The sequence below is a fragment of the Acinetobacter sp. CIP 102529 genome, from assembly GCF_000368325.1.
Classification (GTDB): domain Bacteria; phylum Pseudomonadota; class Gammaproteobacteria; order Pseudomonadales; family Moraxellaceae; genus Acinetobacter; species Acinetobacter parvus.
On the sequence record NZ_KB849355.1, the window covers coordinates 914590 to 935569 of the forward strand.

19 protein-coding genes and 5 pseudogenes are annotated in these 20980 nt (G+C 42.1%); 12 read left to right on the plus strand and 12 right to left on the minus strand.

The genetic code is table 11. The features are described 5' to 3' along the window. Positions 1 to 221 precede the first annotated feature (221 nt). On the plus strand, positions 222 to 1835 hold the full coding sequence (locus tag F972_RS09620; protein WP_004682754.1) for a phosphoethanolamine transferase: 1614 nt from the start codon (positions 222 to 224) through the stop codon (positions 1833 to 1835). A 44-nt stretch (positions 1836 to 1879) separates the two neighbouring features. On the opposite strand, the pseudogene F972_RS15420 reads toward F972_RS09620, so the two are convergent. Next, positions 1880 to 2072: pseudogene (locus tag F972_RS15420) on the minus strand (nicotinamide mononucleotide transporter); the annotation flags it as partial. 120 nt (positions 2073 to 2192) lie between these two features. On the opposite strand from F972_RS15420, the pseudogene F972_RS16300 reads away from it, so the two are divergent. Together F972_RS16300 and F972_RS09630 are read left to right on the plus strand one after the other, a co-directional pair. Next, positions 2193 to 2348 (plus strand): annotated as a pseudogene (locus F972_RS16300) (EamA/RhaT family transporter); the annotation flags it as partial. Positions 2349 to 2473: 125 nt separating this feature from the next. Next, entirely contained in the window at positions 2474 to 4069 is a 1596-nt protein-coding gene (locus F972_RS09630) for a CocE/NonD family hydrolase (protein WP_004769633.1), read from the plus strand. A 38-nt stretch (positions 4070 to 4107) separates the two neighbouring features. Here F972_RS09630 and F972_RS09635 read toward each other — a convergent pair whose 3' ends face one another. From F972_RS09635 to rlmE, 6 genes are all read right to left on the minus strand, one after another. Beyond that, a complete protein-coding gene (locus F972_RS09635; protein ID WP_004682756.1) occupies positions 4108 to 4422 on the minus strand; it encodes a DUF5713 family protein in 315 nt (104 codons plus the stop codon). 111 nt (positions 4423 to 4533) lie between these two features. Continuing rightward, complete coding sequence (locus F972_RS09640; protein ID WP_004769635.1) at positions 4534 to 6156, minus strand: vWA domain-containing protein; 1623 nt, start codon at positions 6154 to 6156, stop codon at positions 4534 to 4536. Positions 6157 to 6294: 138 nt separating this feature from the next. Next, entirely contained in the window at positions 6295 to 7053 is a 759-nt protein-coding gene (locus F972_RS09645) for an SIMPL domain-containing protein (protein WP_004682758.1), read from the minus strand. Between the two features lie 76 nt (positions 7054 to 7129). Then, a complete protein-coding gene (gene folP, locus F972_RS09650; RefSeq protein ID WP_004682759.1) occupies positions 7130 to 7981 on the minus strand; it encodes a dihydropteroate synthase in 852 nt (283 codons plus the stop codon). A 139-nt stretch (positions 7982 to 8120) separates the two neighbouring features. Continuing rightward, positions 8121 to 10016 carry an ATP-dependent zinc metalloprotease FtsH gene (gene ftsH / locus F972_RS09655; RefSeq protein ID WP_004682760.1) on the minus strand — a complete coding sequence of 632 codons (1896 nt, stop codon included), beginning with the start codon at positions 10014 to 10016 and terminating at the stop codon, positions 8121 to 8123. Between the two features lie 137 nt (positions 10017 to 10153). Beyond that, complete coding sequence (gene rlmE, locus F972_RS09660; protein ID WP_004676658.1) at positions 10154 to 10804, minus strand: 23S rRNA (uridine(2552)-2'-O)-methyltransferase RlmE; 651 nt, start codon at positions 10802 to 10804, stop codon at positions 10154 to 10156. A gap of 227 nt (positions 10805 to 11031) precedes the next feature. On the opposite strand from rlmE, the gene yhbY reads away from it, so the two are divergent. Both yhbY and F972_RS09670 read left to right on the plus strand, forming a co-directional pair. Next, positions 11032 to 11358: a ribosome assembly RNA-binding protein YhbY gene (gene yhbY, locus F972_RS09665; RefSeq protein WP_010589156.1), complete on the plus strand. Its 327-nt coding sequence runs from the start codon at positions 11032 to 11034 to the stop codon at positions 11356 to 11358. 3 nt (positions 11359 to 11361) lie between these two features. Then, positions 11362 to 11898: a DOMON-like domain-containing protein gene (locus F972_RS09670; RefSeq protein ID WP_004682761.1), complete on the plus strand. Its 537-nt coding sequence runs from the start codon at positions 11362 to 11364 to the stop codon at positions 11896 to 11898. A 71-nt stretch (positions 11899 to 11969) separates the two neighbouring features. Here F972_RS09670 and F972_RS09675 read toward each other — a convergent pair whose 3' ends face one another. Further along, a complete protein-coding gene (locus F972_RS09675; RefSeq protein ID WP_004682762.1) occupies positions 11970 to 12512 on the minus strand; it encodes a hypothetical protein in 543 nt (180 codons plus the stop codon). Positions 12513 to 12872: 360 nt separating this feature from the next. On the opposite strand from F972_RS09675, the gene carA reads away from it, so the two are divergent. From carA to F972_RS16305, 7 genes and pseudogenes are all read left to right on the plus strand, one after another. Then, entirely contained in the window at positions 12873 to 14027 is a 1155-nt protein-coding gene (gene carA / locus F972_RS09680; RefSeq protein WP_004682763.1) for a glutamine-hydrolyzing carbamoyl-phosphate synthase small subunit, read from the plus strand. Between the two features lie 96 nt (positions 14028 to 14123). Continuing rightward, positions 14124 to 17357 (plus strand): carbamoyl-phosphate synthase large subunit, encoded by a 3234-nt coding sequence (gene carB / locus F972_RS09685; RefSeq protein WP_004682764.1) that lies wholly within the window; start codon positions 14124 to 14126, stop codon positions 17355 to 17357. A 91-nt stretch (positions 17358 to 17448) separates the two neighbouring features. Then, entirely contained in the window at positions 17449 to 17925 is a 477-nt protein-coding gene (greA, locus tag F972_RS09690; RefSeq protein WP_004660795.1) for a transcription elongation factor GreA, read from the plus strand. 100 nt (positions 17926 to 18025) lie between these two features. Beyond that, positions 18026 to 18241 (plus strand): hypothetical protein, encoded by a 216-nt coding sequence (locus F972_RS09695; protein WP_004676644.1) that lies wholly within the window; start codon positions 18026 to 18028, stop codon positions 18239 to 18241. A 60-nt stretch (positions 18242 to 18301) separates the two neighbouring features. Continuing rightward, positions 18302 to 18925, plus strand: coding sequence for a CatB-related O-acetyltransferase (locus F972_RS09700; RefSeq protein ID WP_004682765.1), 624 nt, complete (start codon positions 18302 to 18304; stop codon positions 18923 to 18925). A gap of 230 nt (positions 18926 to 19155) precedes the next feature. Further along, positions 19156 to 19593, plus strand: a complete 438-nt coding sequence (locus tag F972_RS09705; protein WP_004682766.1) for a universal stress protein — start codon at positions 19156 to 19158, stop codon at positions 19591 to 19593. Positions 19594 to 19683: 90 nt separating this feature from the next. Continuing rightward, a pseudogene (locus F972_RS16305) lies at positions 19684 to 19788 on the plus strand (metalloprotease); the annotation flags it as partial. 132 nt (positions 19789 to 19920) lie between these two features. Here F972_RS16305 and F972_RS16040 read toward each other — a convergent pair. The 4 genes and pseudogenes from F972_RS16040 to F972_RS09715 form a co-directional block, all read right to left on the minus strand. Further along, positions 19921 to 20031: a hypothetical protein gene (locus F972_RS16040; protein ID WP_004799650.1), complete on the minus strand. Its 111-nt coding sequence runs from the start codon at positions 20029 to 20031 to the stop codon at positions 19921 to 19923. Positions 20032 to 20211: 180 nt separating this feature from the next. Continuing rightward, a pseudogene (locus tag F972_RS16310) lies at positions 20212 to 20409 on the minus strand (arsenic resistance protein); the annotation flags it as partial. Further along, positions 20406 to 20615, minus strand: a pseudogene (locus F972_RS09710) (hypothetical protein); the annotation flags it as partial. The pseudogenes F972_RS16310 and F972_RS09710, both read right to left, overlap by 4 nt. A gap of 6 nt (positions 20616 to 20621) precedes the next feature. Further along, the gene (locus F972_RS09715) at positions 20622 to 20942 is read right to left on the minus strand and encodes a metalloregulator ArsR/SmtB family transcription factor (protein WP_004682768.1); all 321 of its coding nucleotides are present in this window, start codon (positions 20940 to 20942) and stop codon (positions 20622 to 20624) included. Positions 20943 to 20980 lie beyond the last annotated feature (38 nt).

The following is a 20980-nucleotide window of genomic DNA, read 5'->3' on the forward strand; positions in this document are numbered from 1 at the left end:
CTATTAACATATCATTGCAAAAAAAAGGAAATTGCGGAGAAATAATGGATTTTGGAGACTTAAGGGAAATAATTTTAATGTTCATTCCCATTAGAAATTAAGCTGGGCTAATCAATTTAATTTGCTGTGCAATCAAACACTTCCCAATTTTGAATTGACACATCCTCCACTTAAACCGATATTAGCACGCTTGTTACTCTCTCCCACTGCATTAGAACCATATGAAAGCCAGCTTAAAAAATTTTAAGATTTTGCTGCTTATTGTGCTGCCTGCATTAATCACGGGTGGCCTGTTGAGTTTTGCTGGAAATTTAACCGATGGTTTACGACTGGGCTTCCTATCCTTGCTTGGTGTTGTTTTCACGTATCTTGCGATTACGCGTCATAAAAATTACTGGTATATCCTGTCTATCCTCTGGTGGCTGGTTTCCTGGCTAGACGCCTTGCTACGCTCAAGTACATGGTTTTTATTCAACAGTGATAATGAAGCCTATTTTATTATCGAGGCAGTTGCCAACACCAACAAACATGAAATTCTGGAGTTTTTCCAGCTTCATCTCGCCTTGCTGGCTGCTGTACTGTTCAGTCTTGTGGTGTTGCTTGGCATTTATAGCTATGCTGTTTTTAAATTAGTTAAACCTGTACATTTTAGCCAGCTCTGGAATAGTCGCATCTATCGGATTTGCATCATTTTTCTGATGCTGTTAACTGTAACCAGTTATTTAATGAAGCCCTCGCGCAAAGTTCATCCTGTGGTATTTTGGCAAGACCATCATGCCAAAATCCAGAACTTTAAAAACAGGATCAAGCAACATAAAGCTGTACATCAGCAATGGGATCTCAGCGCAAAACAAAATCTGGTCTTAACTGATCAGGCAAAGGGCAAACAAACCCATGTGCTGGTACTTTCAGAAAGTATCACCAGCCTAAATTATGGTGTATGTGGGTATCCAAGAGATACCACACCAGAACTCAGTAAACGACTGGATCAGCTTAAGGTTTTTTGCAACGCCTTTTCACCTGTTCCTTCCACCATCAATGCCTTACGGGTTTTATTGACGAAAAGTCCCGCATCGGAACATGATAAATATTCCCCTGAAAGTGTGTTGGCCTATGCCCGAGCGGCAGGCTATAAAATTTACTGGATCAGCAATCAGGACGATGTTTATCTCTCCTCCCTTTTTGGTTCCTATACAGATAAAGCCATTTATAAAAACAGGCGTTCAGGGCGTAGCAGCAGTTCTCTTGATGAAAACCTGTTCCCTGATTATCAGCAGGCACTGGCTGATCCTGAACCGAAAAAATTGATTATCCTGCATTTGATTGGTGCCCACCCCAACTATCAGGAACGTTACCCAGCAGTCTTTAACCGCTTTACCAGCGCCAGTAATGATGCGGTGGAAAATGACCTTAAAAACAGGGATATTGACCCGTGGATTCGTTCGCTACGCAACGATTATGACAACGCCGTGTTATATGAAGATTCCTTATTGGCCAAATTTCTGGATGAGTTACAGGCCGATCATGTGCCAGACTTCAGGTCATTCATGGTGGTATCGGATCATGGCAATGAAGTTGGGCATGAAATCGACTATGCAGGCCACAGCCCAAATACCAAGGCAGGTTATCAGGTTCCCGTGATCATGTGGTATGACCATATCCCCTCAACTGGGGTGGATAAAACCAGGACACTGAACACGGCAGAACTGGATAATAACCTGATGCATATCATGGGACTTAAGGAAAAGTCAGCACCCAAACGGACGTACTGGCTGGATGACAATTATCAGTTTAGCCCTGAAGAAAATTGGCCTTATTGGAAACATAAGTCATAACACACTGAATATCCAGTTTGACCATAGGGTAAAACTGGATTTTTTTATAGTGATCCTACCAATTGCTTGCGTTTAACCTGTTGCCATTGCCACCAGTAACACAAAGGCAGCATATAAACCTGCGGTCAGGAACAGTTCCTTGTAGATAAACATACCCACATAGACAATATCCACAAACACCCACAACACCCAAGTCGCAATATGCTTACGGCTGGTCCAGTAGGTTGCCAGCAGGCTAACTGGATGACATCATTATGGAAAGATTCTCATGTTAAGCAATCACAAATTCTTTACGGACCACGCAGGTACAACCGACTGTCGTCCCTGCCCACCCTCGGCTTGCTACAGTCGGTCAATTCGATGCTGATCACGATCCTTACACCTGTATTGGCCACCTTTTGGGGTGTATTTTTTAACCATGAATCTCTTAGCTCACACTTGATTATAGGTTTAATTTTTTTATGCCTAGGCCTGTCTCTATATGCCTATCGCAACAAAGCCCGTGTGTTGTAACGATTAAAACTGATAGGTCAGCCAAAATGATCTATCAGTGGATGGTATCCATTGATGAGCCACGTTAAACTATAGCCACTCACATTGTGAACTCCCAAAGATTTGCTCAAGGATGAAAAAAATCGATGCGTACCTACCTTTTATGGCTATGGTTTGGCTTAGTTCTGGCATTACAAGGTTGTATGCATGCCGCTGTTCAACCTATCCCTACTCAAGTCAAGGCCAGTGAATTAAAACAGCGTTATTATCAGGCAAAAACCATCGCTCCTGATGGCACGGTACTGGCGTTTACTGTTTATCAGCCACATTTAAAGATCGGCCAAACTGCGCCTTTGTTATTGCATACGCATGGTTTTGGCTTGTCCCGTATGAAACGCCCTAGCCTGAGCCTGTATGGTTTTCTGCTACCGACTGGACAAGTGGCAAAAAAAGCCTGGCAAAATGGTTATTGGGTGATTAGTTATGACCAGCGTGGGCATGGCAATAGTCAGGGTAAAATTCGCCTTGCCGATCCTGAAAAGGAAGCTCAGGACGTGATCAGCATTATGAACTGGGCTGAACAGAATCTTCCTCAATTGGCAAAAAATCAGAACGGTGTCCGTGCAGGTATGATTGGTGAGTCCTATGCGGGTGGCATACAGTATTTGGTTTCCGCTTTAGATCCCCGTCTACAGGCGATTGTACCGATCACAACATGGTATGACATTATGAATAGCCTTGCCCCAAATGGCATTCCCAAAACTAACTGGATTACATTCCTGAACCTGATTGGTGACTGGTGGAACTGGAACAAGTTTCATCCTGAACTCAAGCAGGCCTATGTCGATACCCAGCAAGGTCAATTAAAGGATTCTACCTATAACTTCCTTAAAACCCATCAGGCCAGCTGGTTTTGTGAACATGCCCAGGCACCAAAAGCAGATGCCCTGATTATTCAGGGATTTGGGGATGTATTGTTTCCATTTAATGAGGGAGTCAAAGCTGCACAATGTATTCAGCATGCCCAGCATGAGGTACATTTAATCGGTGTTCAAGGTGGTCATTTACAGCCTTTTGCCCAACATTCACCATTGGGCAACACACCATTTTGGTATATTGGCAAGTCAGTCAGTTGTGGCAATAAACAACACTATAATTTACAAGATACGATTATGGCGTGGTTTAACCAGAAGCTTAAAGATCAGACACCCATAACATTGCCTGAATTATGTATTGATCATAGCCCTGTAAATCATCTGAGTGATTTAACGCCTAGCACACACTACAGCATTGCCAAAACGTGGATTGCAGCAACACCAAAACAGGCGGTGTTTATTCCCATTCATAGCGCAACCCAAACCACTTATATGACGGGTTCACCACAGTTGACACTCAACATTGAGTCAAAGTCTGGGCAAATCGCCCCAACCCTGTTTATTTCCGTTGCAGTAAAATCAGCCAGGACGGGCAAATACCAGATTCTAAATGAACAGACTACACCCTTGAATCCAGCAAAAAAACGTCTTTATGATCAGGTGATACAGGGTTCATCACAGCAAGATGGTGAGGGTCAAAATATTGAACTTTCAAGTGTCAATGCAAAATTGCATAAAAATGATACTTTGGGTTTATTGATCAATAGTGAAAGTATCTATTATCAAAAAATCAGACAGCCTAAAATTGAGGCAGAGATTTCAGGGCAAATTGTTTTACCCAAACTTTGGAGTGAAACAGCGCAATAATCACTTTTTAAAGAGAAACTTTAGCTCGGGAGTGTAGCTTACCACTCCCGATTGGCAATCAACTCTTCCATTTCAATCTCCAAATATCCCGCCTCCTGCACAATCATCATCATGGCTTCAGCAATATAATCGGCAGCCGTATCATCCAGGCTTGAATCCAGATCATCAAACTGCGGTTTCATTTCGTTAATTTCAATCAGGGTTTGATGGGCGAAACGATAAATATCCGACTCAGATACGCCTGAACCAGTTACTTTTTTTGAGAATTGCTGAATATGCTGTTTGACTTCGGCCACCAGAATATCGGGATAATATTCATCATCAAACATGGGGAGGAGTAAATCTTCAAACATACACAATAAGATGTCAATAAAACGCCATGCTTATAGCATAATCTGCTGCAAATCACGAGATTTAGGCAATAAAAAAGCGGTTTTTCCGACCGCTTTTCATCAATTTAATCTCTAGTCCTTTTTAGCACTGAGATTTTTTGCGATTTTTGCCAATTCAACAAATTCCTCTCGCATTAAATAAGGATCGGGTTTGGCTGACTGCTGCGCCAGTTGAATAATCTGATCCCAGCCCATTGCACCATTATATTCTCCACCTTTTAACTGCTGGGCATAGGAAGCCACTGCAATCGCAAAACGGGTATCATTACTGGCTTGGGATAAAGATTTACGACCTACTGGCACAGAATGATTCAATAAAATACTTTTATCCTGATTCGGTAATTTATAACGCACATTGACAAAAGCATATTCCGAGGTATTTCCTGCACTGGTTTTTGTCGGGGTTTGGTAGCGTGAATCATTGAGCCAGCCTTGCTGCCCGACTGGAATGATCTCATAAATGGCAGTGACATTATGCCCCGCCCCAATATCACCTGCATCAACCTTGTCGTTATTAAAATCTTCCTGTTTCAGCATCCGATTTTCATAGCCGACCAAACGGTATTCTTTTACAGTCGCTGGATTAAACTCGACCTGAATCTTGACATCCTGCGCTACTGTCGCAAGTGTGGATGAAAGCTGACGCTGCACCACTTTCTTGGCTTCATTCTTATTGTCGATATAACTGTAATTACCATCACCCGCATCGGCAAGCTGCTCCATCAACTGTTCATTATAGTTGCCTGTGCCGAAACCCAACGTGGTGAGTGAAATACCACTTTTGCGCTTTTCCGCCACCATGCCTTTTAGGGTACTAAAATCGGTGATCCCGACATTAAAGTCACCATCCGTTGCCAGCAAAATCCGATTGATGCCATTTTTCAGCATGGCTTTTTCTGCCTGCTGATAAGCCAGTTGAATCGCCTGCTCGCCTGCGGTTGCACCACTCGCCTGCAAAGCATCAATCACACGCAAAATCTTGTCTTTTTGATCGCCCGAAGTAGGTTCCAAAACCAGTTTTTCACCACTGGCATAGGTAATAATCGTGACCTTATCTTGCGGACGTAGTTGCTCAGTCAATAAACGTAGAGTTTGCTTAACCAAGGGCAATTTATCTGGTGCATCCATACTGCCTGAGACATCGACAAGGAAAACCAGATTGGCTGGTGCTAACTGTTTGGTTGCCAAGTCTTTGGCTTGAATCCCGATCTTGATCAGTTTGGCATGTTGTTTCCAGGGTGAATCAACAGTTTCAGTCGTGACCGAGAATGGGTGAATACTATTTGGCTGTGGATATTGATAATCAAAATAATTGATCATTTCCTCAGCACGAACCGCATCGATTGGCGGTAAACGCCCATCATTCAGGAAACGGCGAGTATTGCTATAACTGCCTGTATCAACATCAATGCTAAAGGTTGAAACTGCCTGATCTGCAACCCGATGCACAGGATTCACATCATTTTTCTGATATTTTTCGGTGTTTTGTTGCAAACGCTGGCGTTCCATTGCAGGTGCGGGCATGGCTGCAATTGCCAATACAGGACGTGGTGCAACCATACGTTTCATATTTGCGGCCATCGCGCGATCATGGGCTTCTATTGCAACTTCACGATGCTGTGATTCAACTGATTGACAAGCGGCAATCATGCTGCCAAGTACGGTTAAAGCAAATATTTTTGCAAGATGATGCATTTTTCATTTCCCCAATTTTATTTATCTTTTCAAATGTATGGCTAGATCAAAATCATTGTATGCAAGAAAAGAAAGATACACCGTATTTGAATGTATCCTGATCTTCATAATCGCACTTTGCTGTCTTATTTTGATTGATTATTCAATCGCATAATTAATGGTCACCACCACACGGGCAATTTTATTAATGGTAGCTTTATCATAGGCTCCACCATAATCACTATCTTCATCCGAACCACTTTCAGGCAAAATATAAAATGCACCCTGACTGGCTGAACGCATGCTACCCACTTTCGCACCACCGACCTTGGCAAATTCATTGGCACGGCTATAGGCATTTTTGGTGGCATTGGCAATCAATGACATTTTAATTTCTTCTAAATTAGACACCAGATAATCAGGTTTTTGGGCAATTGCAATGCCTTTTTCATCCAGCAAATACGCATCTTTGGCTGCCTTTTCAATCTTTTGAATATCACGACTGTTGATCACCAAAGACTGCATTGCAATATAGCCTTTAAACTCACGTCGGGTTCGTCCCTCATCCGTCTCCACCTCTTCATAATAAGACTGGGAACTCTTATTACCCAATTGCATATCAGCGGCTTTAAACCCATGCTCAACAAAGAAACCCTGCAAGGTTTTCATTTGCTGATCAAGTAACTGATAGGCCTGTGGAATACTTTCTGAAGTGTGGCTGGTTTGCAGGTTAATTTCCCAACGGGCCGAATCTGCCTGAATCGGTTTTTCTGCCAGTCCCTTGACGGTAATTGAATTACTGCTGTTATTAAACTGCTTCACGGCATAGCCAATCACCGCAGCCGAAACAATAAATCCTAGACTGAGAATGAGTGCAAACACCCACAAGCTTTTATATGTAATTGTTTTATTTTCCATTTTTAAAAATTACTCATCTGATATATTTATGGAGCAAGCCAATAGAATCTTACGGTTGTATCAATACCCTAAACTATTATTGATTGAACATCATTTTCCAGACGTTAATGGCATCACTGGTCGCTTTGACATCGTGCGCACGGACAATACTGGCACCCTGCTGAATACTCATTAGATGTCCTGCAACACTGCCCACTGCACGTTCTTGTGCAGGTATACCATTTAAGGCTTCACCAATAAAACGCTTACGGGACAAACCTGACAAGATCGGATAGCCCATCTGGTTCAGCTTCCAGAATTCATTTAATAATTGAAAATTCTGTTGAGCATTTTTAGCAAAACCAAAACCAGGATCAAGGATGATATTGTATTTTTTGATTCCCATTTCGAGTGCCTGATCCAAGCGTTGCTCTAACTCATACATCACATCTTCTGTGACATTTGTATATTGATCAAGCTGGTTCATATTGGTTGGTTCACCACGCATATGCATCAATATCACAGGAATATTCAACTCAGCAGCCGTTTCCAATGCTTGCGGACGGGTTAAGGCACGAACATCATTCCAGATATGTGCGCCCGCTTTTACAGCAGCACGAATTACTTCTGGCTGGCTGGTATCTATTGAAATAACAACATCATATTTTGCCAATGCTTCCACCACAGGAATCACACGCTGAATTTCTTCCTCAAGCTCAACAGGTGACGCATTGGGGCGCGTGGATTCTCCACCAATATCAATAATGCTTGCACCCTCTTCTATCATCTGTAAAGCACGTTGAACGGCCTGTTCCTTATGATGATGCTGTCCACCATCACTGAAAGAATCAGGGGTGACATTGAGAATACCCATAATCTGTGGCTGGGATAAATCCAGTATAAAACGACCACAGTGTAACTGGCACTGTGGTAATGGCATCAACTGCATTATCAAAAAACTCTTAACACTTTACGAATCACTTTATTTTAACAAGACTGTCCTAAGAACATTGTTGATTTATTTTCAGCTTGGCTAAAATAAGGACAAAAAAAGAGCCGCTTTTAGCGACTCTTCTTGATTTCAACCATTAGCCCATTGCTGGTAATGGTGGTGGTGTAGATGGACCATCTTTCGGTGGTTCAAATGCAGCCACTGGATTTTCAGGAATATAGACCTTAGGTGGTTGTGGTTCACGACCTTCCATAATGTCACGGATTTGATCACGATCAATCGTTTCCCAATCCATCAGTGCTTTCACCATTGCATGCGCGATATCTTTATTATTTTCCAAGATATTACGTGCAACGGTATATTGCTCATCCAAAATACGACGTACTTCTTCATCTACTTTTTGTTGAGTCGCTTCTGAAATGGTACGACTACCAACATTGCCGAAGAAACCACTCTGGTTTTCGTCCTCATACACCATGACACCAAGCGCATCTGACATACCATATTTGGTGACCATTGCACGTGCCATCTTAGTTGCACGTTCAAAGTCATTGGATGCACCCGTTGACATGCGGTTGATGAAGATTTCTTCCGCAATACGACCACCAAACAGGATTGAAAGTTCATTCAACATCTTGTCTTTATAATGGCTGGTCTGGTCTTGTTCGGGAAGCTGCCAAGTCACGCCCAATGCCCAACCACGCGGCATGATCGTGACTTTATGCACAGGATCTGTACCTGGTAGGATTTCAGCAACAATCGCATGTCCAGCTTCATGGTAGGCCGTTGCGCGACGCTCTTCTTCACGGATCACCATCGACTTACGCTCAGGACCCATGTAGATCTTGTCTTTTGCATCTTCAAAGTCATGCATGTCAACCGTATTTTTATTACGGCGGGCAGCAAACAATGCAGCTTCATTCACCAAATTCGCAAGTTGCGCACCAGAGAAACCAGGCGTACCACGGGCAAGAATCTTAACATCCACACCAGTCACTGAAGGAAGTTTCTTCAAGTGAACATTCAGGATTTGCTCACGACCACGGATGTCTGGCAAGCCAACCATCACCTGACGGTCAAAACGACCTGGACGAAGCAAGGCTTTATCAAGCACATCGACACGGTTGGTTGCGGCAATGACGATCACGCCTTCATTACCCTCAAAACCATCCATCTCAACAAGCATCTGGTTCAGGGTTTGTTCACGCTCATCATGACCACCCCCTGTACCTGAACCACGGTGACGACCCACCGCATCAATCTCATCAATAAAGATGATACATGGTGCATGGCGTTTTGCCTGTTCAAACATATCACGGACACGTGATGCACCCACACCAACAAACATCTCAACAAAGTCAGAACCAGAGATACTGAAGAAAGGAACCTTGGCTTCACCAGCAATGGCTTTTGCCAATAATGTTTTACCTGTACCTGGAGGACCCACCATCAATACACCACGAGGAATGGTTGCACCAAGACGCTTAAATTTAGCAGGGTCTTTCAGGAAATCTACAATTTCAACCACTTCCTGTTTTGCTTCGTCACAGCCTGCAACATCACTAAATGTGACCTTGATCTGGTCTTCAGACAGCATTTTTGCCTTTGACTTACCAAAGCTCATCGGACCGTTTTTACCACCAGCACCACCGCCCATATTACGCATGAAGAACATGAACAACAGGATGATCAGCAATACAGGGAAACTCGCAATAAGAAGTTGCATCAAAATGCCCTGGCGTTGTGGTGCTGTGCCCTCAACCACTACATTTTGTTTGTTCAAGCTTGGTAGCAACTCAGTGTCTTCTACTTGTGGGCGAACCGTCTCAAATGAAGAACCATTGGTTTTCTCACCACTGATATTCAATCCATCAATGGTGACCTGTTTAATTTGCCCAGCATTTACCGCTGCAACGAAATCTGAATATTTCATCGCTGCAGGCTTATTGCGGTCACTGACGTTGCTAAAAATCAAAATCAGAACACCGAGTATGATGAGCCACAATACGGCATTCTTGAAGTAATCGCTCAAGGCTTTATTCCCATATCAATCTAATTTGATCATACCTAATCTTGGCTGACCTTCACAAAAACAGCAATGAATTTGCGTTGCAAAAAACTTAAAAGGTACAAAATGCACAATTTTTAACATCTTGGCAAGTACACTTTTTATTGCAATGCCTTTTTACGACCCTGTCCAATCAAAAAAACCTCTTTTGACCGAGCGCGTGACGCCGCAGGTTTGGCTGTTTTTAATACATCAAAACCATCAACCACCTGTTTTCTAAACTCATCAAATCCTGAACCCTGGAACACCTTAACCACAAACTGTCCATTTGGTCCTAAAACTTTCTGAGCAAAATCCAGTGCCAACTCACACAAATAAATTTGGCGTGGCTGGTCGACAGCCCTATTACCTGATGTATTGGGGGCCATATCAGAAATTACAATATCTACCTGACGACCATTTAAAATATTTAACAATTTTTCGAAGACTTCCTCTTCCCTAAAGTCACCCTGTAAAAAGGTCACATCTGGAAGCGCATCCATTGGCAGGATATCCGATGCAATCACCAAACCATTGGCACCGACCAGCTTACCTGCGATCTGTGACCAGCTACCAGGTGCCGCGCCCAGATCGACAACCGTCATACCAGGTTTAATCAGTTTATATTTTTCTTGGATTTCGAGTAACTTATATGCTGCGCGTGCGCGATACCCCTCTTTCTGCGCCTTTTTAACAAAAGGATCATCCAGATGCTCTCTCATCCACGCACGACTGCTTTTCGACAATTTTTGATTGGTAATGCGTGTCGCCATAACTCACTAAATTTCAAAACACTTCTGATTGGTCATTGTACGTGAAAATTACTCTCATTACAGTACGGATGTAGCGTAATCACACGAACTTTTACAGATTTTTTTCGATCAACATCATTGGTTATTTCAACAGTTTTCTGAATATTTATGATCAGTCTGCCTACTGAATCTATCTTAGGTTTGGGATGCAGGCTATACTAGGTCGTTTTTCAAATCAGGTATTTTTAATGGCGGCTTTATCTATCCATGAACGTAAGCGTTTGCGTCAAATTGGTCATGCACTTAACCCAGTTGTAATGGTTGGTAGCCACGGTCTTACAGAAAACGTCATTGAAGAAACGAATCGTGCGCTAAATGACCATGAACTGATTAAGGTGAAAGTTGCGGGTGAAGACCGTGAGGCGCGTGCGGCAGTGATTGATGCCCTTGTTGAGGCGACTGGTGCGGAATCGGTACAGAAAATTGGTAAAATTGTTTTGCTTTATAAAAAGGCAGCCAAACAAAACCAGCATCTTTCCAACCTCGTTCGTTTTGCTCACCTCAGTAATAACTAAGCAATGGCAAGTTATGAATTGTCGGCTTTTGATCGCTTTAACGCCATTACGGTGGTTGGGGCGATTGAGCAGCAAACACCAGCAACTGTGAATGTTGGTTTCTGGGTGCGTGACCCAAATCAGTTTCTGATTTATCCCGATCAGGTTTCGGAACATCCCCGCCTTGACTTTTTATGGGAACAGACTTGTTTTGAGATTTTTATTGGTGTGAAAGATGAAGATTTCTATCGTGAAATCAATCTTTCTCCCTCTCAGGCATGGCAGGCCTATCAATTTGAAGAATATCGCTTTCCAGAAAATATGCCGCCTATAGCTGCCTATGATATTGAGTTGAACCATTTACAACGTACCCACTATGGCTTAAATGTCAGTGTGGATTTATCCCAGTTTATGCAGCAAAATAAATTGAAATGGGCTGACCTGTATCTTGGTTTAACTGCAGTGTTAAATACCACTCAAGGCATGCATTACTTTGCAATGCAGCATAGCAGCCCTCAGGCCGATTTCCATAACAAACGGGATTGGCTGCATAAGTTTTAACTTTTTTTAATAAGTCTAAAAAACAAAAAAGCGAGAACTCAATTCTCGCTTTTTTATTGGCAAGCGATGACTTAGCTTGCACGCACCTTATTCCAGGCTTCAACTGCTTGTTCTTTGGTACGTTTAAAGCTCTCAGTCAAAGTGTCTTTGTGTTTTACTGAAATCTGGCTAATGTCATCTTTCAGTTCTTTGCTGACTTTGCTTAAGTCTTCAACCAAAGCGTTTAACTCAGTTTTCAAGGCATTCTTAAATTCAACCAAGTCTTCTTGAGACAAGTTAAACTGGCCCTTGATCACTTCAATACGCTGTAAAATGTCTTGCTTGATTTGTGCAAACTGATTTTGAACAGCATCATTGAGTTCTTTTGCTTCAGCTTCAATTTTTTCCTGAGTTTCAGCAATGACTTCTTTCGCCTGTTCCTGAGTCTCAGCAATCACTTCTTTCGCCTTTGCGGTTTTTTCAGCAACAACCTCTTTCGCCTTTGCCGTTTTCTCAGCTACAGCTTCTTTGACTTCTGCCGTCTTTTCCGCCACAGCTTCTTTAGCTTTTGCAGTTTTTTCAACAACAACATCTTTCACTTCTTCAGTTGCAGGTGCGGTTTTTGTCTCAGCCATCTTGATTCCCCTCTATATTGATCGTTGATTTTTTGGCTATATATAAGATAAAGCGCTTTCCACCTAAAGCCCTAAAAAATTGTTAGACAATTTGCATAATATCTCATGATATATTTATAAGAATGACTGATTTTGCAATAGACACCTGTCCATTTAAACTTATAAAAGAAAAACACCAATTCCTGAGTTTAATAGACAAAACACATAGACTTTTCACCTACTCATGCGTATAATGCGCTGTTAAGTTACAAGCGAGCAGACTGGAAGGAGGGGCATGTTTTTAAAGACAGCCTGCCTTTTTTTATGTCTTCTCGCTTTTTTACAGCCCTATTTTTGTGGTTTTAGTTCAGGAGCTTTGGTTTGAGCACCCCCGCCATTTTAGCCCTCGCAGATGGAACGATCTTTAAAGGAACGTCTATCGGTGCATCGGGTAGTACGACTGGTGAAGTCGTTTTTAATACAGCCATGACTGGCTACCAGGAAATTTTGACTGACCCAAGTTATGCGCAACAAATTGTGACGCTGACTTATCCCCATATTGGAAATACAGGCTGTAATAGCGAAGACGTTGAATCTGGTCGCATCCATAAAGTATGGGCCAACGGTTTAATTATTCGTGATCTTCCTTTATTACATAGTAATTTCCGTTCAGAACAATCTTTAAGTGAATATCTAGAACAACATAATGTTGTTGCCATCGCTGATATTGACACGCGTAAATTGACACGTATTTTACGTGACAAGGGCGCGCAAAATGGCTGTATCCTTGCTGGCGAAAATATTACAGAAGAAGAAGCCATTGCAAAAGCGCGTGCATTCGGCGGCTTAAATGGCCTGGACCTCGCAAAAGAATGCTGTGATCCTGAAGGTTTTGAATGGACCGAGGGTTCCTGGGCTTTAGGTCAGGGCTTTACCCAACCTGAATTTAAATTTCATGTCGTTGCATACGATTATGGTGTCAAAACCAACATCTTACGTATGCTCGCAGACCGCGGTTGTAAATTAACAGTTGTTCCTGCACAAACTCCTGCTGAAAAAGTGCTTGCCTTGAATCCAGATGGCGTGTTCTTGTCAAATGGTCCTGGTGATCCAGCAGCATGTGACTATGCCATTGAAGCAGTAAAAACGATTGTTGAAACTACGACTTTACCTGTATTTGGTATTTGTTTAGGTCACCAGATTTTGGCGCTCGCTTCTGGCGCGAAAACCATGAAAATGAATCATGGACATCATGGTGCGAACCATCCTGTACAAAATCTTGACCCTCTCAGCGAACATCACGGTACAGTGATGATCACTTCGCAGAACCACGGCTTTGCTGTCGATGAAAGTACTTTACCTGCAAACTTAAAGGTGACACATCGTTCACTGTTTGATGGTACAAACCAAGGTATTCATCGTACTGACAAACCAGCGTTCAGCTTCCAAGGTCACCCTGAAGCAAGCCCTGGTCCGCATGACTGCGCACCATTGTTCGATCATTTTATTCACTTGATTGAGCAGGCTAAAAAATGATGTTTAAGATGAATATTGCGACTACTCGAAGCATAGCTTCTCGTCTTGCGTTCGGACGGAGCTTCGCTCCGCTTTACCCTCACTCAGGAGCGAATAATGCCTAAACGCACGGATATTAAAAGCATCTTAATTATTGGTGCTGGTCCTATTGTTATTGGTCAGGCGTGTGAGTTTGACTACTCAGGTGCACAAGCATGTAAGGCGCTTCGTGAAGAAGGCTACCGTGTTATTTTGGTCAACTCGAATCCAGCGACCATCATGACTGACCCTTCAATGGCAGATGCAACCTATATCGAGCCAATCACCTGGCAGACAGTTGCACAGATCATTGAAAAAGAACGTCCAGATGCAGTCCTCCCAACCATGGGCGGTCAAACTGCATTGAACTGTGCGCTTGCATTAGATGCCAACGGTGTTTTAGAAAAATACAATGTTGAATTAATTGGTGCATCAAAAGAAGCGATTGAAAAAGCAGAAGATCGTAAACTGTTTGACATCGCCATGCGTAAAATCGGCTTGGAATGTCCTCGTGCCGATGTTGCTGAAAGTATGGAACATGCACTGGAAATTCAGTCACGTTTTGGCTTCCCAGTGATCATTCGTCCATCATTTACCATGGGTGGTTCTGGTGGCGGTATCGCATACAATAAAGAAGAATTTATTGAAATCTGTGAACGTGGTTTCGATCTTTCTCCAACTAAACAATTATTGATCGACGAATCTTTAATTGGCTGGAAAGAATACGAAATGGAAGTTGTTCGTGACAAAAACGACAACTGTATTATCGTATGTGCGATTGAAAACTTTGACCCAATGGGCGTACACACTGGTGACTCAATCACTGTTGCCCCTGCGCAAACACTGACAGATAAAGAATATCAAATCATGCGTAATGCATCGGTTGCTGTTCTTCGTGAAATCGGTGTTGAAACAGGTGGTTCAAACGTTCAATTCGGTATTAATCCGAAAGATGGTCGTATGGTTGTGATCGAGATGAACCCTCGTGTTTCTCGTTCATCTGCGCTTGCATCGAAAGCAACAGGTTTCCCGATTGCGAAAATCGCAGCAAAACTTGCAGTTGGCTATACCCTTGATGAATTGAAAAATGACATCACTGGTGGTATCACTCCTGCAAGCTTCGAACCAGCAATTGACTATGTTGTCACCAAGATTCCTCGCTTCAACTTCGAAAAATTCCCACAAGCTGAGCCTGTATTGACAACTCAGATGAAATCTGTGGGCGAAGTGATGGCAATTGGTCGTAACTTCCAAGAATCTGTTCAAAAAGCACTTCGTGGTCTTGAAGTAGGTGTCAGCGGCTTTGATGAAAAAATCGAAGTTGGTACGGCTAATGCCAAAGATATCATCTTAAAAGAACTTAAAGTTCCAGGCCCTGAGCGAATTTGGTATGTAGCTGATGCATTCCGTCATGGTTTCTCATTAGATGACGTATTCGAAGCAACTAAGATCGATCGTTGGTTCTTGATCCAAATTGAAGATATCGTTAAAACTGAAGCTCAAGTAAAAACTTTAGGTTTTGGTGATTTAAACGCTGATAATATTCGTTCATTCAAACGCAAAGGTTTATCTGACCTTCGTATTGCTGACTTAATGGGTATTTCACAAAAACAATTCCGTAAACAACGTTGGAACTTGGGTGTCTATCCAGTTTACAAGCGTGTTGATACTTGTGCTGCCGAGTTTGAATCTGGTACGGCATATATGTACTCAACTTATGATGAGGAATGTGAAGCCAATCCATCGAACCGTGACAAAATCATGGTGATTGGTGGTGGTCCGAACCGTATTGGTCAAGGCATTGAGTTTGATTACTGCTGTGTACACGCTGCGCTTGCAATGCGTGATGACGGTTATGAAACCATCATGGTGAACTGTAACCCTGAAACGGTTTCAACTGACTATGACACATCAGACCGTTTGTACTTCGAACCTGTAACACTGGAAGATGTACTTGAAATCGTACGTACAGAGAAGCCTAAAGGCGTAATCGTACAGTACGGTGGTCAAACACCATTGAAATTGGCGCGTGCTTTAGAAGAAGCAGGTACACCGATTATTGGAACTTCACCTGATGCGATTGACCGTGCAGAAGACCGTGAACGTTTCCAGCAAATGATTCAACGTCTACAGCTTCGCCAACCAAACAACAGCATCGTTAAATCTGCTGAAGAAGGTATTTCAGAAGCGGCTAAAGTCGGTTATCCATTGGTTGTTCGTCCATCTTATGTATTGGGTGGTCGTGCAATGGAAATCGTGTATAACGAAGACGAGTTAAAACGTTATCTTCGTGAAGCGGTTCAGGCATCGAATGAAGCCCCTGTTCTACTTGACCGTTTCCTTGACGATGCAACTGAAGTTGACGTTGACTGCGTATCTGACGGTAAAGATGTTGTGATCGGCGGTATCATGCAGCACATTGAACAAGCAGGGATTCACTCAGGTGACTCAGCATGTTCGATTCCTCCTTACTCGCTTTCACAAGAAGTTCAGGATGAAATGCGTCGCCAAACTGTTGCAATGGCAAAAGAACTTGGCGTAATCGGCTTGATGAACGTTCAGTTTGCAGTAAAGGGTGATGATATTTACATCCTTGAAGTGAACCCACGTGCATCCCGTACTGTTCCATTCGTATCAAAATGTATTGGTGAGTCTTTAGCAAAAGTTGCTGCACGTTGTATGGCGGGTCAATCCCTTGAGTCACAAGGTTTCACCAAGGAAATCATTCCGACCCACTTTGCAGTGAAAGAAGCGGTGTTCCCGTTTGCTAAATTCCAGGGTGTTGACCCAATTCTTGGCCCTGAGATGAAGTCTACAGGCGAAGTGATGGGTGTTGGTACAACATTTGGTGAAGCTTTCTATAAGGCTGTACTTGGCTCAAATGAACGTTTACCAGGTTTGCCGACTGAAGGTGAAGTGAAGCATGCATTCCTGTCAGTTCGTGAATCGGACAAGAAACACATTGCAAACATTGCCAAGCAGTTAATCCAGTATGGCTTTAAACTGGTTGCAACAGGTGGTACCTATCGCGTGCTTAAAGAAGCAGGTTTGGAATGTGAAGCTGTGAATAAAGTCACCGAAGGTCGTCCACATATTGTAGACCGCTTGAAAAATGGTGAAATTCATCTTATTGTCAACACAACTGAAGGCAAACAAGCTCAATATGACTCTGCCATGATTCGTCGTGCTGCCCTACAAGGTAAAGTGTATTACACTACGACCATTAATGGTGCTGAGGCTGTTTGCCAAGCATTTGCTGTGAAATTGCCAATGGATGTATACCGCTTGCAAGATTTACAAACTGTAGGTTAATTCTCTACCGATAAAGTCCCGTCACCTTATCGGTGGCGGGCTTTTTCTTTTTTTAATCCTGTATTTTCCCAACCAATTTAGAGGGACTGAAATGCAACGTTATCCTATGACTCCTGAAGGCAAGGTTGCCTTAGAGAAAGAATTACAACAGCTAAAAACAGTGGATCGCCCACGTATTATCCAAGCGATTGCAGAAGCTCGTGAGCACGGTGATTTAAAGGAAAATGCTGAATATCACGCTGCACGTGAACAGCAAGGTTTTTGTGAAGGCCGTATCCAGGACATCGAAGGCAAACTGGGTGCAGCTCAAGAGATTGATGTCAAAACACTTGAACAAAACGGCCGTGTTGTGTTTGGCGTTACAGTAACTATCGAAAACCTAGACACTGAAGAGCGTAAAACTTATAAAATTGTAGGTGATGATGAGGCAGATTTTAAAATCAATAAAATCTCAGTGAACTCACCGATTGCCCGTGGTCTTTTAGGTAAAAGCGAAGGCGACGAAGCAAAAATTCAAACACCACAAGGTGAAGTTGAATACGAAATCGTCAGTGTGGAATATATCTAATTCATCCACCTGATTAAGTAATTAAAGAACTCTTCATCATTTGAAGAGTTCTTTTGTTTCAGGCATGCTATTTCTAAATACAATAACAATGAGATAAAGAATGCAAGATCGACTCATAAGTGCATTTATGTATGCAATTGCAGGAATTATTCTGGGTATTGGGATTGCCATCACATGGGGGGTTCATGTGAATTCTACGACCAGCTCTGCGCTCATTATTTTTAATACGGCTCTACTTTGTGCAGTTCTCGGCTTTGTATTTCCCAATCAAATTCAACGTTTGTTTACTTGGCTTTGGAAATTTTTCTCCAACTAGCACTCTCTCCTGATATAAAAGCTATAATGTCACGGCTTTCTTTTAATATTTTGTCAAGATATGGATCCATTAATCAACTCACCTGTTAAACACTGGTGCGAGTTCGAATTTATTGCTAAAACAGTAAACAATCCAAATATCCATATCAAAGGTAATTATTCTTATTATTCAGCCTATTGGGATCAAGGTTTTGAACGTTGCGTGGTGCGTTATTTGCATGACAAACCTGCTACACCTGAAAAACCAATTGATCAACTGCATATTGGCAATTTTGTCTGCTTTGGGGCTGAATGCGTGATTATGATGGGTGGCAATCAGTTGCATCGACCAGACTGGATTTCAACCTTTCCCTTTGATACACGTAGTTTTTTGCCTGCTGGAGATACCATCATTGAAGATGGTTGCTGGATTGGCAGTCTCGCCATGATTATGCAGGGAGTAAAACTTGGTGAGGGAGCGGTGGTCGCAACAGGTGCCGTGGTTACCCAGGATGTGCCACCCTATGCGATTGTTGCTGGTGTTCCCGCCAAAGTAATGAAGTACCGCTTTTCTCCACAAGATATAGAAAAACTGCTTGCACTCAAACTTTATGATTTAGATGAAAGGCAAATTTTAAAAATACGTGAACTGTTACAAACAGATAATATTGATCATCTAAAGAGTTTTCTTCAAGAAAACTTATAAATGATGAAGATAACTTATTGATATCCTGCACTTCTTATATTCATAGAAATTTCACATAATTTTATTTTAGCCATTTTCCCTAAATACAGATAAGTAACTTACCTATCCCTATAAAAATACTAGGTTTTATTCTTTCAAGAATAGGGTTACCATAAAAGTATAAATCTTATTTTATACAAATATTTATAAACCTGCTGAATCTTAAAATGGAATTATAAGGAGTAATAAACATGACTTATCAAAAAATCCTCGTTGCGATTGATGACTCAGAAATTTCGGTCAATGTCATTCAGCAAGCAGCTCAACTTGCCAAAGCGCTCAACAGTGAAATTACTGTGGTTGAGGTGATGGCATTGGACCCATATTTAGCCGATACCTATGTTCGATTTGGTCAGAGCAATGATTTAATTGAGCGTGTGCGTGGTTATGTGGAAGAAAATCTGGCAAAAGCCGAGCAGAAATTTGAAGAGCTGGGCTTAACGGTTGCCACCCAGGTTCTGGAGGGTTTTTCTATCCCTCAGGAAATTATTGGGGCTGCACAAAACCTAGGTGCAGACCTGATCATTATGGGTTCACATGGTAGAACAGGTTTCAAGAAATTTATTTTAGGTAGTGTAGCGCAAAAAGTATTGGGTGAAAGCCATATTCCAGTGTTGATTGTTCGTTAAATTCCAGTCAGGTATTGGATCAAAACATTGGTCTAATACCTGTTTGATTCAAATGATTAAATTAAAATCTGCTTAAACCGAATTCACGTTAATAAAATCTTTAGATTCAAGGCTTATCGCCATTATTCCTATCAGAATTTCAGTAAGCGTCGCTGCGATTTGGCCAATTTTCTTAACCAACCTCAACCCATTGTGCAGATCGCATATGGGGTCTATTGCGCTAACTCAACGATAACGATCAGTTCTGTACGATTAAGACTTGACGATTAGCTTGCTAATGCGATTGATCGATCCATAAAGATCAACCTACATAAAGCCTTGCTCTACTTATAAAACATATTCCCAAATGATAAAGCCAAGTCCAAAGCCTAGGAATGCGTAAAGTGTGATAATAAAGAATACAAAAGCGGCATTATTTTTCTTTTTTAAAAAACTCATATTCTGCTCCCAAATCTTGTCTAAGCTAGATTCTGTATGAATATACAAAACAAGAATAGACACAAAATACCTTTAAAAAATATAACAGATCAGTTCAGCCAAACTGATCTGTTATAAAAATTCTGCCTTGGGATAATAAAAAATGATTTTGCCCGATCAGCAGAAATATTATTTTTGAAGTCATATCTCACTCGACTCCTTTGGAAAATACTTCTTTCTTAACCACAGCGAGACGGTCACAAGTGAAATCAATACGGGAACTTCCACCAAAGGTCCGATTACCGTTGTAAACGCAACAGGTGAAGCCAAGCCAAAAGTGGCAATTGCAACCGCCAAAGCCAGCTCGAAATTATTGCCAGCAGCCGTAAAAGAGATTGCTCACAGTCAGCAATGGTTTTGCTCCACAAACCATTGGTCGAAAGGCCCAGATTCTGTAAAGTTTCAATGGTCAATGGATGTACCTGTCCAGAGGGTTTGCTGCCTGCACTGTACGCTTTCCAGCTCTCAGGCGCACGACTGTTAAACAGTACTTCAGACAAAATACTACGACAACTGTTTCCAGTGCATAAAAAGAGAAATTTCATTGGGGATTACTCACAATAATTTGGGGTATGACATGCTGCTAATGTAGAGAGGTTTTTTGATGGATGAGCAACCAAGATCGTTAAAATGTCATGACACCACGCTGGCAACTGTGAATTGATGCTGTAATACACCCATTGGCTTTGTCGCCTATCTTGCAACAATCCTGAAGCACGTAACAACGCAAGATGCCTTGAAATCTTGGGTTGGCTTAACTGTAATTTTTCCGTGAGGTCACAGACACACAGCTCCTTATTTTCAGCAACTAAAGTCACAATGTTAAGACGGGTCTCATCTGACAAGCATTTAAAGAAAGTCACCTGATCCATATTCACTCCCATTTATTTGGATATATAGATAAACATAT

What these genes read in the sequence shown, in the direction of transcription:
- folP (WP_004682759.1), bottom strand. Translation starts at nt 7,981, where the DNA reads ATGCAGTTGATGCCATTACCACAGTGCCAGTTACACTGTGGTCGTTTT.
- F972_RS09635 (WP_004682756.1), bottom strand. Translation starts at nt 4,422, where the DNA reads ATGTTTGAAGATTTACTCCTCCCCATGTTTGATGATGAATATTATCCC.
- F972_RS09630 (WP_004769633.1), top strand. Translation starts at nt 2,474, where the DNA reads ATGCGTACCTACCTTTTATGGCTATGGTTTGGCTTAGTTCTGGCATTA.
- F972_RS09695 (WP_004676644.1), top strand. Translation starts at nt 18,026, where the DNA reads ATGCAAGATCGACTCATAAGTGCATTTATGTATGCAATTGCAGGAATT.
- F972_RS09670 (WP_004682761.1), top strand. Translation starts at nt 11,362, where the DNA reads ATGGCAAGTTATGAATTGTCGGCTTTTGATCGCTTTAACGCCATTACG.
- yhbY (WP_010589156.1), top strand. Translation starts at nt 11,032, where the DNA reads ATGGCGGCTTTATCTATCCATGAACGTAAGCGTTTGCGTCAAATTGGT.
- F972_RS09705 (WP_004682766.1), top strand. Translation starts at nt 19,156, where the DNA reads ATGACTTATCAAAAAATCCTCGTTGCGATTGATGACTCAGAAATTTCG.
- F972_RS09620 (WP_004682754.1), top strand. Translation starts at nt 222, where the DNA reads ATGAAAGCCAGCTTAAAAAATTTTAAGATTTTGCTGCTTATTGTGCTG.
- carB (WP_004682764.1), top strand. Translation starts at nt 14,124, where the DNA reads ATGCCTAAACGCACGGATATTAAAAGCATCTTAATTATTGGTGCTGGT.
- F972_RS09675 (WP_004682762.1), bottom strand. Translation starts at nt 12,512, where the DNA reads ATGGCTGAGACAAAAACCGCACCTGCAACTGAAGAAGTGAAAGATGTT.
- F972_RS16040 (WP_004799650.1), bottom strand. Translation starts at nt 20,031, where the DNA reads ATGAGTTTTTTAAAAAAGAAAAATAATGCCGCTTTTGTATTCTTTATT.
- F972_RS09640 (WP_004769635.1), bottom strand. Translation starts at nt 6,156, where the DNA reads ATGCATCATCTTGCAAAAATATTTGCTTTAACCGTACTTGGCAGCATG.
- F972_RS09700 (WP_004682765.1), top strand. Translation starts at nt 18,302, where the DNA reads ATGGATCCATTAATCAACTCACCTGTTAAACACTGGTGCGAGTTCGAA.
- greA (WP_004660795.1), top strand. Translation starts at nt 17,449, where the DNA reads ATGCAACGTTATCCTATGACTCCTGAAGGCAAGGTTGCCTTAGAGAAA.
- rlmE (WP_004676658.1), bottom strand. Translation starts at nt 10,804, where the DNA reads ATGGCGACACGCATTACCAATCAAAAATTGTCGAAAAGCAGTCGTGCG.
- F972_RS09645 (WP_004682758.1), bottom strand. Translation starts at nt 7,053, where the DNA reads ATGGAAAATAAAACAATTACATATAAAAGCTTGTGGGTGTTTGCACTC.
- F972_RS09715 (WP_004682768.1), bottom strand. Translation starts at nt 20,942, where the DNA reads ATGGATCAGGTGACTTTCTTTAAATGCTTGTCAGATGAGACCCGTCTT.